Here is a 14,185-nt window from a genome sequence, read left to right as displayed (position 1 = left end):
GTACGCAAAGCCGAGTAGGTAGTAAGCCTACAAGTTTTCCAGATTACCACAAGCCCGGGCAACTGAACAGTAAGAAGTTGAATCTTTCAAGTTAAATTTTTGTAAACGAAGGCAACTTGATCTGCGTATTGGTCCGTCTACTGCAATTTTTGCCCCCCAATGCCGTTTTGAAGCTTGGTTCGCCAGCTTCCCGCTTCCATGATTTTGTACCAAACGCCTACTGTGTCCCTCGCTTATCATGCGGCTACTGCTACCATGCAGCTGCAGTATGCGGCGGCCTCGTTGGCGGAAACCTTTGAGAAAGTATACGAGCTGGCGCTCGAAGCTATGCACAATCTGGGTGTGGATAAGTTGCTCCTGGATTTGAAGCGCAACGCCCCGCCCACCGACGAAGACGAGGAGTTTCTGCTGGCGCCTATCATGCGCCACTTGCCGGCGCACTCATCTCGGCCGCTGTTTATTGCGGCTCTGCTTTCCGAAAGTCAGTACCAACACCAGATGGGCTGCTACTCCCCTTCCTTCGACCGCGCATTTGCCCCCAGCAGGTTGAGTTCAACTACTTCACCTCCCGCAGCGAAGCCACCGACTGGCTCAGTGATAATTAAAATACAACTCAACAAAAAAGCCCCCCGGACTTACTCCGGGGGCTTTTTTGTTGAGTTAAAGACTAAGTCTAAAGCTTCTCAAAAATCCGCTTGAAGCTGACGGCCTCGCTAATGTAGTTGCGCAGCTCGCTGATCGGCATGCGGGTTTGCTCGCGCGAGTCGCGGTGACGTACCGTTACGGTGTTGTCCTCCAAGGTTTGGTGGTCGACGGCAATGCAGAAGGGCGTACCGATGAGGTCCTGGCGGGTGTAGCGCTTCCCGATGGCGTCGCGCTCTTCGTATACAAGGCGGAAATCGTGGCGCAGCTCGTCGAAGATTTCGGTGGCTTTCTCGGGCAAACCGTCCTTGCGTACCAACGGGAAAATAGCGGCTTTCACCGGCGCCAATGCTGGGTGCAGGCGCAGCACGGTGCGGGTTTTGGTTTGCTGCTGCTCGCCCTCCCCTTCCGTAATGGTTTCCTCAGTATAGGCCTGGCACAGCGTGGCCAGGAACAGCCGGTCGGCACCTACGGAGGTTTCCACTACAAAAGGCACATAGTTGCCGTAAGCCTTGCCGTTCTCGTCGAGGTCGTTGTCGAAGAACTGCTGCTTTTTGCGGCTCAGCGTTTGGTGCTGGGTCAGGTCGAAGTCGGTGCGGGAGTGAATGCCTTCGATTTCCTTGAAGCCGAAAGGGAATTCAAACTCGATGTCCACGGCCGCGTTGGCGTAGTGAGCCAGCTTGTCGTGGTCGTGAAAGCGCAGCTTTTCAGCGGGCAGACCTAGAGCCTCGTGCCAGCGCTTGCGGGTTTCTTTCCACTGCTGGTACCACTCCATCTCGGTGCCGGGACGCACGAAGAATTGCATCTCCATTTGCTCAAACTCCCGCATGCGGAAAATGAACTGGCGAGCCACAATCTCGTTGCGGAAAGCCTTGCCAATCTGGGCAATACCAAACGGAATCTTCATCCGCGCCGACTTCTGTACATTCAGGAAGTTGACAAAAATGCCCTGCGCCGTTTCGGGCCGCAGGTATATTAAGCTGGAATCATCGGCCACCGAACCCACCTGCGTGGAGAACATCAGGTTGAACTGGCGTACCTCGGTCCAGTTAGCGGTGCCGGACACGGGGCAGGTTATTTTCTCATCAATGATAAGCTGACGCACGCCGGTCAGGTCCTCGGCCGTGAGCAGACGGCCCATGTCGGCCAGCAGCATGTCGGCGCGTATTTTGTCGCCGGCATTTTCGTACTGAGCGGCTTTTTCTTCCAGCAATACGTCAGCCCGGTAGCGCTTCTTCGAGTCCAGATTATCAATCATGGGGTCGGAGAAGCCGTCGACGTGGCCGCTGGCTTTCCAAGTGAGCGGGTGCATAAAAATGGCCGCGTCGATGCCCACCACGTTCTGGTTGAGCTGGGTCATGGCCCGCCACCAGAGCTGCTTGAGGTTATTTTTCAGCTCTACGCCGTTGGGGCCGTAGTCGTACACGGCTTGCAGGCCATCGTAGATTTCGGACGAAGGAAATACGAAGCCGTATTCCTTGGCGTGGGCCACAATGTCCTTTAGCTGGGTATTTTCGAGAGAGGGTTTCTGCGTCGCGTTGCTCATAGCAGCAAAGATAGGCGCTGATTTAACTGAGTAGAGCGAAAAAACAGATTCGTAGCTTACGGCGCTATTCAGGCCGACGAGGCCGTAAGCCATTTGCCCCCCAGTCATGGCCCAAATCTTTTTTATAGCTCAGTTGTCCGCTCATCGGGTCACTTGCGTATCGGGGCCTTTACGACTGGTATGTTGACTGCAAATTTCTGCTGATGGCACAACAAATAAGTCTGGCGCATCATGTCAGGTAACAATTTGATAATCTTGCCCCGTTTTTGGTAACATTACCTTTGGGTGCCCGTTTTTTTGTACCTATTTCCCCTCCTATGTTTGGCTTAGAGCCTCAAGTGCTGTTTTTGCTGCTACTCTGTTTGGTAGCAGCCTGCGCTTTCGAATTCGTCAATGGCTTTCACGACACGGCTAACGCCGTTGCGACGGTCATTTATACTAATACACTGCGCCCTTGGGTGGCCGTTATCTGGTCGGCTTTCTGGAATTTCATTGGCGTGTTTGCCGGTGGTATTGCCGTGGCCATGGGTATCGTGTACCTGCTGCCCGTCGAGAGCCTCGTAGATCAGAATGTGTACCACGGCATTGCCATGGTGGGTGCGCTTATCCTGTCGGCTATTCTCTGGAACGTGGGTACTTGGTACTATGGTATTCCTGCTTCCAGTTCTCACGCGCTTATCGGATCTATCCTCGGCGTGGGTATTGCGTTTTCCCTGTTGCCAGAGGCCAGCGGAGCCGCTGTTAACTGGAGTAAGGCTGGCGAAACTGGTGTGGCGCTGCTCGTGGGGCCACTGTTTGGCTTCACGCTGACTATTCTGCTCATGTTCATCTTGCGCCGCTTCGTGCGCAACAAGGCCATCTTCCGGGAGCCCCACAAGCGCAAGCCCCCGCCCCTCTGGATTCGCTTGGTCTTGATTGTGACCTGTACGCTGGTGAGCTTTTTTCACGGCTCCAACGATGGTCAAAAAGGCGTAGGCCTGATTATGCTGATTCTTATCGGCATCGTGCCCACCTTTTTTGCCCTCAACGATGACCTCAACCCCTTGGACATGCGCGATACTTTGGCTCGCGTAGAACAGGTAGTAAATAAAGTGGATCCGGCCGCGCTGAGCGCCGATGACCGCCAAACCCTAGCGGAGATTAAAGTTCAGACCAACGCTCTCGACAGCGTATTTGTGGGCAAAACCAGTGTGCGCGAGCTGCCCCAGAACGCGCGCTTCGAGATTCGGAAGGCCATTCTGCTGCTTGATAACCGCACCAAAAAGCTCCTGGGCAGCGAGCGGCTTTCCCTAAGCTCAGCCGATCAGGCCACCTACAAAGCCGGCATCACGGACCTGCGCACCTACACCGATTATGCCCCGTGGTGGGTGCTGCTCATGGTGTCTACCTCCCTGGGCATCGGCACGATGGTAGGCTGGCAGCGCATCGTGAAAACTATTGGCGAGCGTATTGGCAAGGAGCACCTGACCTACGCGCAGGGTGCTTCTTCGGAGCTGGTAGCCGCCAGCATGATTGGGGTTTCTACGGCTATTGGTTTGCCTAGCTCTACTACCCACGTGCTGTCGTCGGCTATTGCCGGCTCTATGGTAGCCAACCGCGGGGTGAAGAATCTGAACCCCCAGATGGTGCGCAACATTGCATTAGCCTGGGTACTCACCCTGCCTGTCACGATGGTACTGTCGGGGGCGCTGTTCCTGTTCTTCCGGGCTATTCTGTAGGGCTGAGCTCATCTTGAATAGAGCCAAAAAAGCCACCCTCTTGGAGGGTGGCTTTTTTCGTTTTGAAGCTTGCTGTTAACAACCGTGGAAAAACCGCTGGGGGGCATTTTCCACTGATTTAGTTGTGCAAAGTATCGAGTTAACAGGCACTTATCCACTTTTCCACATACAAAATCATTTGTTTTGTGGATAACTAGCGACTAGCTCGGCCACTGTACTTCCAGATCGTCAGATATAAACACGCCGAAGTTGACAAACTGTAGCTCATCCTCATCGAAGTATAAGTCAATCATCTCCTTCTCGTAGGATAAGCGAACTTCGCCGGTTTCCATCCGCTCGGTTTCGGAGTTGTTGTATCCGTGCTGACGCATCAGCTCCTCGATAGCGGCCTGGCTCTTGCCATGAATTGGCTCACCGAAAAGGCGCAAGCCAGGGTGGTCGGTTTCAATGCAGCTGAGGCGATAGTCGTCTTCACGATCGAAGTAAAGCGAGTAGCCTTCCTCCAAGTAGTTCCAGGCTTGATGCTCGAACTCGTCGTCATCCTCCGACTCTTCAATTTCTTCGGGCTCTCCCATCAGGGCGCGCACCTCGTCCATGGAGGCTCCAAACTTCAGAGGCCCCATGCCGGTGCCCAAAGTGATTTCGTTTTCTTCCATGCTGGTTGGTTGGTCAGGCTTTTTCATAGCCATGGGGTGAGGTCTAAGTTTAGCTAAAGGTAGGAATCTGTAACTCACTTGCCGTAGCGAGCCTGAAAATCGGCCCGCTGCCGTTCGTATTCGGGGTAGTGCTGGGCCTGGTCCCATTTCTGTTTGAAGATGGCAGCAGCGGCAGCTTTCTCGGGGTCTTCGGGGGCGCGGGGCAGCTCGGCACGACCGTGGGCCCCGCTCTGTCCTTTTTTGTCGTCGGGCACCGGGCCATCATACTTTTTTCCGCCCTTATGGTTGGCGTAGCGCCGGGCTCGGGTAAAGCCCATTTGCAGGAATTTGCGCGCCATATCAGCCCCCACAAAGTCATTGGCTTTAAGATAGCCCAGAAACAGCTCATAGATCCGCTCCGACGACTCCTGCGCTATTTCGGGCGTGCGAAAGCGCCAGTGCGGTAGTATCTCCGATTTATAGGGCTCTACCAACAGCACGCCCTGCTCGCCTTTGCCCACGCGATACAATTCGGGCTGCTGCCGAAAATCAACTTTTTTGAAATTGAGCGAATAATTAAAGGGCATGGCGGCCGGCTGAAGCTGAGCTGCTGTATACGCGAGAAGCCGCGAATTGTGTTGGGGGGCTTTTTTGGGAAACGCCTGATTTATCCACAGGGTTAATAACTTTTTAAAAGAGATTTTAAGAAATGTTTTTTTAATCCCCCACCATTAGGGCTGTGCATAAGTTGATAAGATTTCAGAGTTATAAACAGTGCTGAAAACTTGTGTACAAGCTCGGGCTTATGCACCAGCTATCAACAGGGTGTGTGGATTATAAATCGCTGACTCATAATAAATTATTTACTTTATTCACAATCCACGACGTTATCCACGAATCCACAATTCACACGAATCAGGCAGTGTGGATTAGGTCTTTTTCGGGGGAGAGTTGTCCACCCTTATCCACAGCCCAACAGTGCTGTGTTAGCTTTCAGACCTGCAAAAAAACTTGTCCGCAATTTCTCCACGAGTTATCCCCATGTTACGCCCGTATTATCCACAGATTACCTGCGTATTTATAACCCCGTGGATAAACTCGTGTATAGCCTGTGGAAAACCACAAAAAAGCCCCCAGTATATCTGGGGGGCAATTCACACAGTGTGGATAGCTTGCTGATAGGTTGAAACAGGCATTAACATGCCTGAAGAAAAAAGATATGAAGCAGCTATTCTGGTTGCGGCAGCACCATCACGTCAAACCCACATATTGCCGAAAGGAAAGCGACTACGGTGCGCGGGAGGCACTTCGCTAGAAGGCAATATTCTCCTCCTGCTCCCAGTTAGCGCGCACGTCCAGCTTCTTGGGGAAAATATAAACCGGCTCGGCAGGCAGCCGAAACTGTGGGTCGCCGCCGTACCAGGTACCGTTGGCATCAGCATCGATCAGAACACGAATCTGATACGATCCGGGTGCGATATTGGTGAATATGTAGCGGTTTTTGGGGCTATCGAGCACGGCTACGGGCTGAAAGGTGTCATTGATCAGCTGAATCTGATAGCGCGTAAACTTGGTTTGAATAGCCCCAGATAGGGTGCCGGAAGGCGACTGCTCAGAGATGCGCAGCCGCAGCGGCCGCAGCCCCAACGACTGACCCGTGACGCTGGTAATAGCGGTGCTATCGAGAATAATGGTGGCTGTTTTGCGGGCCTTGAAATTTGGTTTCACCGTCAGACGGACGCGGTCGGGGCTGAGCGTACCATCCTGGGGGAGGCGAAGCGGGCGGCGGGCAGTCGAATCTTCTACCAGCGTACCAAATGGCTTGTTGGGGGGCAAAATAACAGGCTCAGTAAACACAAATTGAACCTGCCCCTGATAATAAACTTCCTGCGGACTGCCCTCTACGGTGTAGGCTGGCCCACGCCGCGCCGGCGCATTGCCCTGAAAGCGTACGTTAATAGTATCGCGGCCTACGTTGCCTACGCTGTCGGTGGCCGATAGCAGATAGCGCCCTTCCGCAACGGCTTTGGTTTTGTAAAGCACCACCGATTTGCCCTGATCAGCTACCTGCAAGGCACTATTTAGCTGCGCCACAGCCTCCGGCGAAGTTGCTCCGCCACCAGGTAATGGCGCCAGCACAGCCTGACGGACGCCTTCGTTGTAGCTTACCTTAAACTGCGTAGGCGTGCCCTGTCGGCCGGTGGCTAACGGACGGCGAGCATCGGGCCGTACCAGCACCAGCGCTATCGAGTCGAGGCCGGGCGCCACCGTAATCAGCTCCGGTAAGTAGGCTATCCTCTCCCCTTCTTCGTAGCGGCGGGTGTTATTCTTGTCTTGTAAAGCAAAAAGGCGGTAACGACCTTCCCGCAGATTCTGGAAAGAGTACTGTCCATTCTTAGTTGTGCGGGCAAGGTAATAAGGCCTTCCCCGACGAATATTTGCGGTGTCGGCTTCGGGGTAAAGTATAACCGAAATATCCTCAGCCGTTCGCTTGGTGAGCAGGTCCGTCACGCGCCCGAACACCCGGCCTGAATCCAGATCAGCGCCGGTGCTGAAGCTCAGCATGACGTTAGGGGCCTCATTGTTTTCGGTAATATCCGTGATGGCCTTGCCGAAGTTGAACGAGTAGGTCGTGTTTTTATCGAGGGGCTGCTCGAAGGTAAGCGTGACGCCACCTTTATCCTCACGCACCTGGTACTTGTTCTCTTCCGAAATAACGGGCGCGATAATGAGGTTCTTCTGCAAGTCCTTCAGCTGCACCGTTTCCGAAAACTCCAGCCGAATACTGCGCTGGGTAACGTTGCGGGCGCCCTGCTCCGGCGACGTACGCACCAGCTTCGGAGGCGTCAAATCCTTGGGTCCACCCTCCGGTGAGCTAACGGCCGCGCAGCCACTCATTCCTATTCCAATTCCCAGTAAAAACAGCAAATGAGCGCGTACAGACATGAAAAAGCGAAAGGTGAAAGGTGAAAAGTAGAAAGTCATGCAGAATGCAGTGAAGCATCTCGCGCGCTGACACAGGAGCAGTAATCAGACGTCAGCACGCGAGATGCTTCACTGCGTTCTGCATGACGTTCTGGTTCCTGCTCGTACTTCTACCGCTTAGCAGCTACGTAAATTAAGCTTGAATATTGCCCTTCATGCTCCGCCGCGTACTGATTGGACTTATAACCGGCTTTGAGGACGCTCAATAAACCCCCGTTACGCTCGGCGCGGTGCTTTTCGCTGAGCATACTCACATAGTAAGCATCCAAGGGCAGCGGCAGCGTTTCGCGAACCATGAGCTTGTGCTTTTTGAGCAGCTGGGTCATGGTTTTGGGGCTGAAATGATACAGGTGGCGCGGCACGTCGTAGGCAGCCCAATCCTGGCGGTAGTGCTGGGCGTCGAAGCTCTCCACGTTGGGCACCGCAATTATCAACACGCCATCTGGCTTCAGCAGACTGATGAGGTGCTTCAAAGTACCAGCCAGCTCATGTACGTGTTCGAGCACATGCCAGAGCGTAATGGCATCGAACGACTCGGCAGAAAAGCCCCCAGATCCTCAGCGCCGATGGGCTGACCTACGCGGCGCGCGGCTTCTTCCCGGGCCCGCGCATTCGGCTCCACTCCGGCCACCTGCCAGCCATTCGACTTGCAGGCCGCAAGAAAATGCCCCGTACCGCAGCCGTAATCCAAGACTTTTCCTTTGCGGGGGCTTTTTTATTCAGCAACGCCACTTTGCGGCGCATGGTAAAAAACCGCGCGACTTTGTAGGCTTGATTGATAACTCCCTGCGCCCCGCTGTTGTGCGACACGTACTCGTCCGACTCGTAGTAGCGCCCGATATCGGCCGGGCCGGGCCGCGGGTTCGTGAACTGAAAGCCGCAGCTTTTGCACTGCACGATGGCAAAGCTCTCTTTGCTTACCGACTTATCTTCAACTACCAGCTTGTTGCGAAACTCGCTTTTGCCGCACACCGGGCAGGCTGACAGACGTTCGTAGGACACAGGTATTCAATTAACAATTAACATTGAGCAATTAACAATAAGCGATGAGCAGGTGGACTTTATCCTTCATTGTTAATTGCTCAATGTTAATTGTTAATTGAATTTACCGGCCAAGATAGACCATCAACACCGAAATATCGGCCGGCGAGACGCCGCTAATGCGCGCGGCCTGGCCGATGGTTTCGGGCTGCACGCGCAGCAGCTTCTCGCGGGCCTCGTGCGACAGGGCTGGCATCTGCTTGTAATCGAGGCGGCCCTGAATCACGAAGTTTTCCAGCTCACCCACGCGGGCAGCCTGCAAGTGCTCCTTCTGAATGTAGGATTCGTACTTGATGGTAATGATGGCTTGTTCCAAACTATCGGGCTGGTATTGACCCAGCTCCAATGCCAGCCTGGGCAGGTGGCGCGTGAGGTGCTCCAGCTCCACATTAGGGCGGCGTAGCAAGTTTACCGCCCGGGTTTTCTCGCTGATAGTAGCCGAGCCTAGCTCCGTCAGCAGCCCGTTAATCTCTGCCGGCTCGATGGATTTCTTTTGCAGATACTCAATTACCGCCGCCGTTTCGCGTTGCTTTTGCTCTACGCGCTGCATACGCTCCTCCGACGCCAGACCCAGCGCGTAGCCCATAGGCGTGAGGCGCAGGTCGGCGTTATCCTGGCGCAGCACAATGCGGTGCTCGGCGCGCGAGGTAAACATGCGGTAAGGCTCGTCCGTGCCTTTGTTCACAAGGTCGTCGATGAGTACACCGATGTAGGCCTCACTCCTTTTCAGCACGAAAGGCTGCTTATCGTGTACGCGGTTGTGGGCGTTGATACCAGCCATCAGACCCTGGCAGGCAGCCTCCTCATAGCCCGTGGTGCCGTTGATCTGGCCCGCGAAGTAGAGGTTGCGCACGCGCTTGGTTTCCAGCGTTAGGTTGAGCTGAGTAGGTGGGAAAAAGTCGTACTCGATGGCGTAGCCGGGCCGGAACATCTTGGCATTCTCGAAGCCCGCAATCTTGCGCAAAGCCCGGTACTGTACATCCTCTGGCAAAGAGCTGCTGAAGCCGTTGATGTACATTTCAACGGTGCTGCTGCCCTCCGGCTCCACAAATATCTGGTGGCGGTCCTTGTCAGCGAAGCGGTTGATTTTGTCCTCCACCGACGGGCAATAGCGTGGCCCCAAACCCTTGATGCGACCCTGAAACATCGGCGACTTCTCGAAGCCCGTGCGCAGAATTTCGTGCACCTCCGGGTTCGTATAAGTGATATAGCACGGGCGCTGCTTAACCAGCGTCGGCGTGTCGAGGTAAGAGAAGCGGCCGGGTATTTCGTCGCCGGGCTGCTCTTCCATTTTAGAGTAATCAAGCGAGCGGCCATCAACGCGGGGCGGCGTACCGGTTTTCATGCGACCGGCTTCAAAGCCCAGCTCAATGAGCTGCTCAGTAATACCGGAACTGGCTTTTTCAGCTGCCCGACCACCGCCAAACTGCTTCTCGCCAATATGAATCAGGCCATTGAGGAAAGTCCCGTTGGTAAGCACCACAGCTTTGCCGCGAAACTCCACGCCCAGCGCCGTGCGCACGCCTGCTACCGTCTCATTTTCTATTAGCAGACCCGTTACAGCTTCCTGCCAGAAGTCTATGTTTAATGTTTGCTCCAAAGTCAGGCGCCATTCTTCGGCGAAGCGCATCCGGTCGCTTTGGGCGCGCGGGCTCCACATAGCCGGGCCTTTCGACCGATTCAGCATCCTGAACTGAATCATGGTCTTATCAGTCACGATGCCACTTTGCCCCCAAGGGCGTCTACCTCGCGTAGAATCTGCCCCTTGGCCACCCCGCCCATGGCCGGATTGCACGACATCTGGGCGATGGTATTCATGTTCATCGTCACGAGCAGCACCTTGGAGCCAAGGTTTGCGGCAGCCGCGGCAGCTTCGCAACCAGCGTGGCCGGCTCCTACTACAATAACATCGTACTCTTCTTGCTGAAACATGGCTGGGGGGCTTTTTTAGCTGTAAGGATAAACAGCAAAGAGCTTATAAACAGAGGCAGAAGACAGCGTATTTATCGTTGCTGCCTGACCCGATAAGTTGGATTGCACAACGACAAAGACGCCGTAGTACGTTCCTGAAAACCAAAAAACCGCCGCCGTTCAAAACGGCCTGCGGTTTTCTGATAATTACTTAGAAAAGAGAAAAGGCAACGTGCTCAGAACGTGCGCAAAGATAGGCAGTAATCCTCTTTTTTGCGCATGGCCGTCTGGCTCAGCAGGTCTTTGTCTTGGTAGCCCAGCAAATGCAGCATACCATGAATCATCACGCGGTGCAGTTCGTCGCAGAAGGGTACGCCCAGTTGCTCAGCGTTTTCGCGTACTCGCTCCACGCTGATAAAAATATCGCCCTCAATAATGTCCGACGTGTCCGCATTATCAAAGGTGATAACGTCGGTGTACGTGTCGTGGTCGAGGTACTCTACGTTTACGCGGTGCAGGTATTCGTCGGAACAGAAAATGTAGGTAAGCTGCACGATTTCGTGCTCGTGCACTTCCGCAATACGCTCAACCCAAGCCGTCAGAGCTTCAGCCTCTGCTAGCTCAAAATCCACATCCTCTACAATAAACTCAATGCCGTGTACCTCGTGCGACTGCTCGGGCAGGCCGTTGTTCATTTCGTCCTCGGTACCAGGCGGGTGTTGGTTCATGCCGCGTTATGATCGGAAGATAAAGAATCGGAGCCCGAGGTTTCCAGATCGGAAGTAGGAGCTAACAGGAACGTAAGCTGAACGTTGCGGCCATCTTTCTGAAATTCTACCTCGTCGGCGAGGTGGCGAATCAGAAAAATACCGCGGCCTCCCGGGTTTTCCAGGTTTTCAGGAGCTGTAGGATCAATCAAATTCGTGTAATCGAAGCCGTCACCCTGATCCTCTACCTCAAATTTGATACGGTCGGTAGCTACATGCAGCGACAAGTACACGTTTTTATCCTTATCGAATTTGTTACCGTGACGAATGGCATTATTGACGGCTTCCGTAACTGCCACCATGATATTGCCATAGATATCATCTTCAATATCAAAGGTATCCTTCGAATTGTCGATGAAGCTTTCTACCACGCGAATATTCTCAACGAGCGACGGAATCTGAATTTTAACCTGCTTCATAGTAAAAGTAAGAGGGGGGCAGCAGCAGTAAAAGTAGCGAGGTACTACTTCATTTTCTGAAAATATTCACTTACCTCACGCTGATAGTAAGGGGTGAGGGCAGGTGGTACAGTGCGGAGTAGCTCAGTTTGCCGTTCTTTTTGCCGCTTATATTGATCAAAGGCGGGTGGAAAAACAGGTGGCTTCGCTTGGGCTGTCTGCGCTTCACGCTTGTCATCGAGGTCCCGCTCCCGGGCCGATTTCTCGGCTTCCAGCAAGCGAGTCAGGATTTGACGCTGGCGCATAACAGTTTCCTCCGTCAGCCGCTTGTTTACGAGGTCGGTTTCGGTTTGTTCCATTAATTTTTTCAGATCGCCGGTACCGCCCTGGCCTTCCTGGCCTTTGCCTTTTTGCCCCCCAGATTGCTGCTGCATTTTATCCAGCTCCTTGAGCGCCTCGCGCAGCATTTGCTGCTGCCCGGCCAGCTTCGCCAGCTCCTCCGATAACTCCCGACCCTGCTTGCCGCTCTGCTGCAATTGCTGAATCTGTTGGTTGAGCTGCTGCTGCATACGACCCATCTGACCTTCGCCAGCCGCCTGACCTTTCTTCTTTTTCTTGCCCGGCTTGCCGTCGCCCTGCTGGTTTTGCTGACTCTGGCGCTGTTGCTCCTGCATTTGCTGCAAAGCATCGTTGAGCATTAGGGCGAGGTTATTCATGCTGGTCATGGCTAGCTGCTGGCTGCTGGTAGCCCGGCCCACGTTGCGCTGCCGAATCTGGTTCAGCGACTCATCCATTTGGTTGTTCATCTCCCCTACTTCGCGAGTCACAAAGCTCTGAATCTGAAATACCTTCTTGGCCAACGCATACAGCGAATCCTGCACAATGGCCGCATCATCCTTGAGCTTGCGCTGGGTCTGGCCAAGCTGCACAAAGCGTGGGTCAGTCTGGTCTACCTGGCGAAATTCTTTCATCAGGCCTTCCTGGTCGAAGCTGATTTTGAGCAGATTTTCGAGGATGTCGCGCAGGCTGTCGATGTTTTCCTGCTGCTTATCGCCTTCCTCCTCTTCTTGCTGCTCCCGCATCTGCTGCGCCATTTTCTGCATTTTTTGGCCGGCTTGCTGCTGGCTCTGACTGGCTTTCTGGTTCTGGTTTTTGCCGAGCTGCTCCTGGCTTTCCTGCATTTCCTCGTCTACCTGCTGCTGCTCGTCTTTCATCTCGTCAGCGCCATTCTCGCCATCGAGCTGCTCGTCCAGCTTTTTCAGATCTTGCAAGTCCTGCTTTACCTCATTGAATTCCTGCTGCTTTTCGGCTTGCTGCTTCTGTAGCTCCTGCTGCTTTTGTTGCTGCTGGGGGCCTTTTTGCTGCGACTTGTCATTCTGCTGGGTTTGCTCGGCCAGCTGCTGTTGCTCTTTAGCTAACTCTTCCAGCTTATTGATGGCGTTTTCCTGCTTTTGCTCAAACTGAAGCTGCTTGAACATTTCCAGGGCACGCTCCAGCTCCTTTTGCAAGGTGTTTTCCTTGTTCTCGAGCTGTTGCAGCAGTTTCTGCATCTCGGGCTGAGTCTGGTCCTGCTGCTGCTCCAGCAGTTTCTGTAGCTCCTCGTACAGCTTCTTGGTTTCGGGGTCGAGCAGCGTTTCCATCAGCTTTTCCAATTCCTTGGCTTTCTCGGCCAGCTCTTGGCTTTTGGGATCAAGCTGGTCCTGGCGCTGGTTCATCTCCTCGAACATCTTCTTCATGTCGGCCAGCTGCTGATCCATCTGCTGTTTTTGTTCCAGCATATCCTGCAATTGCTTGCGGTCCTGGAAGTTCAGCTCGCGCTTGGTCTTGAGCTTATCTTCCGTTTTGGCCAACTCGCGCTCCAGCTTTTTTGACTGCTCCGCCGACTTGCTCATCTGGTTCTGCACCGACTGCGACTGGGCATTCAGCTGCTCGCGTAGCTCCTTGCGGGCCGGCAGCCGAAACTCGGCGCTGCGCGTACGGGCACTCTTGGGGCCGTTCACGCCGTCGTTGTCCCATACCTGCACGAAGTACTCAAGCCGGTCGCCGGGCTTCATGTTGAGGCCGCTCAAATCCCACTGATAAGCGTACGCCTGCGACGGACCACTTTCCAGCGGCAGCGCCCGCGTTTTATAGCCGGCGTTTGACTTAGGCCCGAAGTAACCCGATAATTTAGCTGTAAGCGCGTAAAGCCGTAGTCATCGAGCAAATTGCCCCCAGCGCCAAGTAGCGCAGCGAGGTGGTATCGGAGAAAGCTTCCAGGGTTATTTCCGGAGTCTGGTCGGGAATAGCCGTGATTTGGTACTGAATAGGGTCGCGGTTGAGGCTGGCGGCGTTGCGCAGGCGGACGGTATATTCCTGGCTGCGCAGCACGCGGCGCGAGGCCTGAAACTGGTCGTTAGCCGCGGTAGCCGTTACGGTTTCATCCGGGTTTTTGAAGAGCAGTTGCAGCTCATCAGTGGCCGTGGTGGCAAATTCCCAGCGCACGGTGCTGCCTTCCGGCACCGTCAGGTTGCCGCTGTTGCGAATGGTTTCGGCAGGTTTG

13 protein-coding genes and 1 pseudogene are annotated in these 14,185 nt (G+C 54.2%); 3 read left to right on the top strand and 11 right to left on the bottom strand.

All coding sequences use genetic code 11. The features are described from left to right. Window positions 1–222 precede the first annotated feature (222 nt). Complete coding sequence (locus tag H9L05_RS07070; protein ID WP_187733578.1) at window positions 223–699, top strand: hypothetical protein; 477 nt, start codon at window positions 223–225, stop codon at window positions 697–699. Here the strand turns inward: H9L05_RS07070 and H9L05_RS07065 are convergent. Next, the gene (locus tag H9L05_RS07065) at window positions 674–2,188 is read right to left on the bottom strand and encodes a glycine--tRNA ligase (RefSeq protein WP_187734208.1); all 1,515 of its coding nucleotides are present in this window, start codon (window positions 2,186–2,188) and stop codon (window positions 674–676) included. The two genes, H9L05_RS07070 and H9L05_RS07065, sit on opposite strands and share 26 nt — an antisense overlap. Window positions 2,189–2,505: 317 nt before the next feature. Here H9L05_RS07065 and H9L05_RS07060 point away from each other — a divergent pair, with 317 nt between their 5' ends. Further along, window positions 2,506–3,906, top strand: coding sequence for an inorganic phosphate transporter (locus H9L05_RS07060; RefSeq protein ID WP_187733577.1), 1,401 nt, complete (start codon window positions 2,506–2,508; stop codon window positions 3,904–3,906). A 200-nt stretch (window positions 3,907–4,106) separates the two neighbouring features. Here H9L05_RS07060 and H9L05_RS07055 read toward each other — a convergent pair whose 3' ends face one another. The 5 genes from H9L05_RS07055 to H9L05_RS24905 form a co-directional block, all read right to left on the bottom strand. Next, on the bottom strand, window positions 4,107–4,589 hold the full coding sequence (locus H9L05_RS07055) for a hypothetical protein (RefSeq protein WP_223284789.1): 483 nt from the start codon (window positions 4,587–4,589) through the stop codon (window positions 4,107–4,109). A gap of 47 nt (window positions 4,590–4,636) precedes the next feature. Further along, window positions 4,637–5,128 (bottom strand): DUF4385 domain-containing protein, encoded by a 492-nt coding sequence (locus tag H9L05_RS07050; protein WP_187733576.1) that lies wholly within the window; start codon window positions 5,126–5,128, stop codon window positions 4,637–4,639. 724 nt (window positions 5,129–5,852) lie between these two features. Next, window positions 5,853–7,487, bottom strand: coding sequence for an Ig-like domain-containing domain (locus tag H9L05_RS07045; RefSeq protein ID WP_187733575.1), 1,635 nt, complete (start codon window positions 7,485–7,487; stop codon window positions 5,853–5,855). Window positions 7,488–7,636: 149 nt separating this feature from the next. Then, window positions 7,637–8,032 carry a class I SAM-dependent methyltransferase gene (locus tag H9L05_RS07040; RefSeq protein ID WP_262892651.1) on the bottom strand — a complete coding sequence of 132 codons (396 nt, stop codon included), beginning with the start codon at window positions 8,030–8,032 and terminating at the stop codon, window positions 7,637–7,639. Then, a complete protein-coding gene (locus tag H9L05_RS24905; RefSeq protein WP_262892650.1) occupies window positions 7,996–8,217 on the bottom strand; it encodes a class I SAM-dependent methyltransferase in 222 nt (73 codons plus the stop codon). Before H9L05_RS24905 ends, H9L05_RS07040 begins: the two co-directional genes overlap by 37 nt. A gap of 80 nt (window positions 8,218–8,297) precedes the next feature. Here H9L05_RS24905 and H9L05_RS24900 point away from each other — a divergent pair, with 80 nt between their 5' ends. Further along, a complete protein-coding gene (locus tag H9L05_RS24900) occupies window positions 8,298–8,510 on the top strand; it encodes a hypothetical protein (protein ID WP_262892649.1) in 213 nt (70 codons plus the stop codon). Window positions 8,511–8,631: 121 nt separating this feature from the next. Here H9L05_RS24900 and mnmG read toward each other — a convergent pair. The 5 genes and pseudogenes from mnmG to H9L05_RS25975 all read right to left on the bottom strand — a co-directional run bounded on the left by mnmG (window position 8,632) and on the right by H9L05_RS25975 (window position 14,145). After that, a pseudogene (gene mnmG / locus H9L05_RS07035) lies at window positions 8,632–10,499 on the bottom strand (tRNA uridine-5-carboxymethylaminomethyl(34) synthesis enzyme MnmG). Between the two features lie 215 nt (window positions 10,500–10,714). Continuing rightward, window positions 10,715–11,206, bottom strand: coding sequence for an rRNA maturation RNase YbeY (gene ybeY, locus H9L05_RS07030; protein WP_187733574.1), 492 nt, complete (start codon window positions 11,204–11,206; stop codon window positions 10,715–10,717). Then, on the bottom strand, window positions 11,203–11,664 hold the full coding sequence (locus H9L05_RS07025; RefSeq protein ID WP_187733573.1) for an ATP-binding protein: 462 nt from the start codon (window positions 11,662–11,664) through the stop codon (window positions 11,203–11,205). The genes ybeY and H9L05_RS07025 overlap by 4 nt, the downstream gene beginning before the upstream one ends. Before the next feature lie 44 nt (window positions 11,665–11,708). Then, window positions 11,709–13,712 carry a coiled-coil domain-containing protein gene (locus H9L05_RS23330; protein ID WP_223284787.1) on the bottom strand — a complete coding sequence of 668 codons (2,004 nt, stop codon included), beginning with the start codon at window positions 13,710–13,712 and terminating at the stop codon, window positions 11,709–11,711. 100 nt (window positions 13,713–13,812) lie between these two features. Beyond that, on the bottom strand, window positions 13,813–14,145 hold the full coding sequence (locus tag H9L05_RS25975) for a hypothetical protein (protein WP_317175182.1): 333 nt from the start codon (window positions 14,143–14,145) through the stop codon (window positions 13,813–13,815). Window positions 14,146–14,185: the final 40 nt, after the last annotated feature.

The organism is Hymenobacter qilianensis (assembly GCF_014489555.1).
GTDB lineage: Bacteria > Bacteroidota > Bacteroidia > Cytophagales > Hymenobacteraceae > Hymenobacter > Hymenobacter qilianensis.
This window is presented reverse-complemented; position numbering and strand designations above follow the sequence as displayed.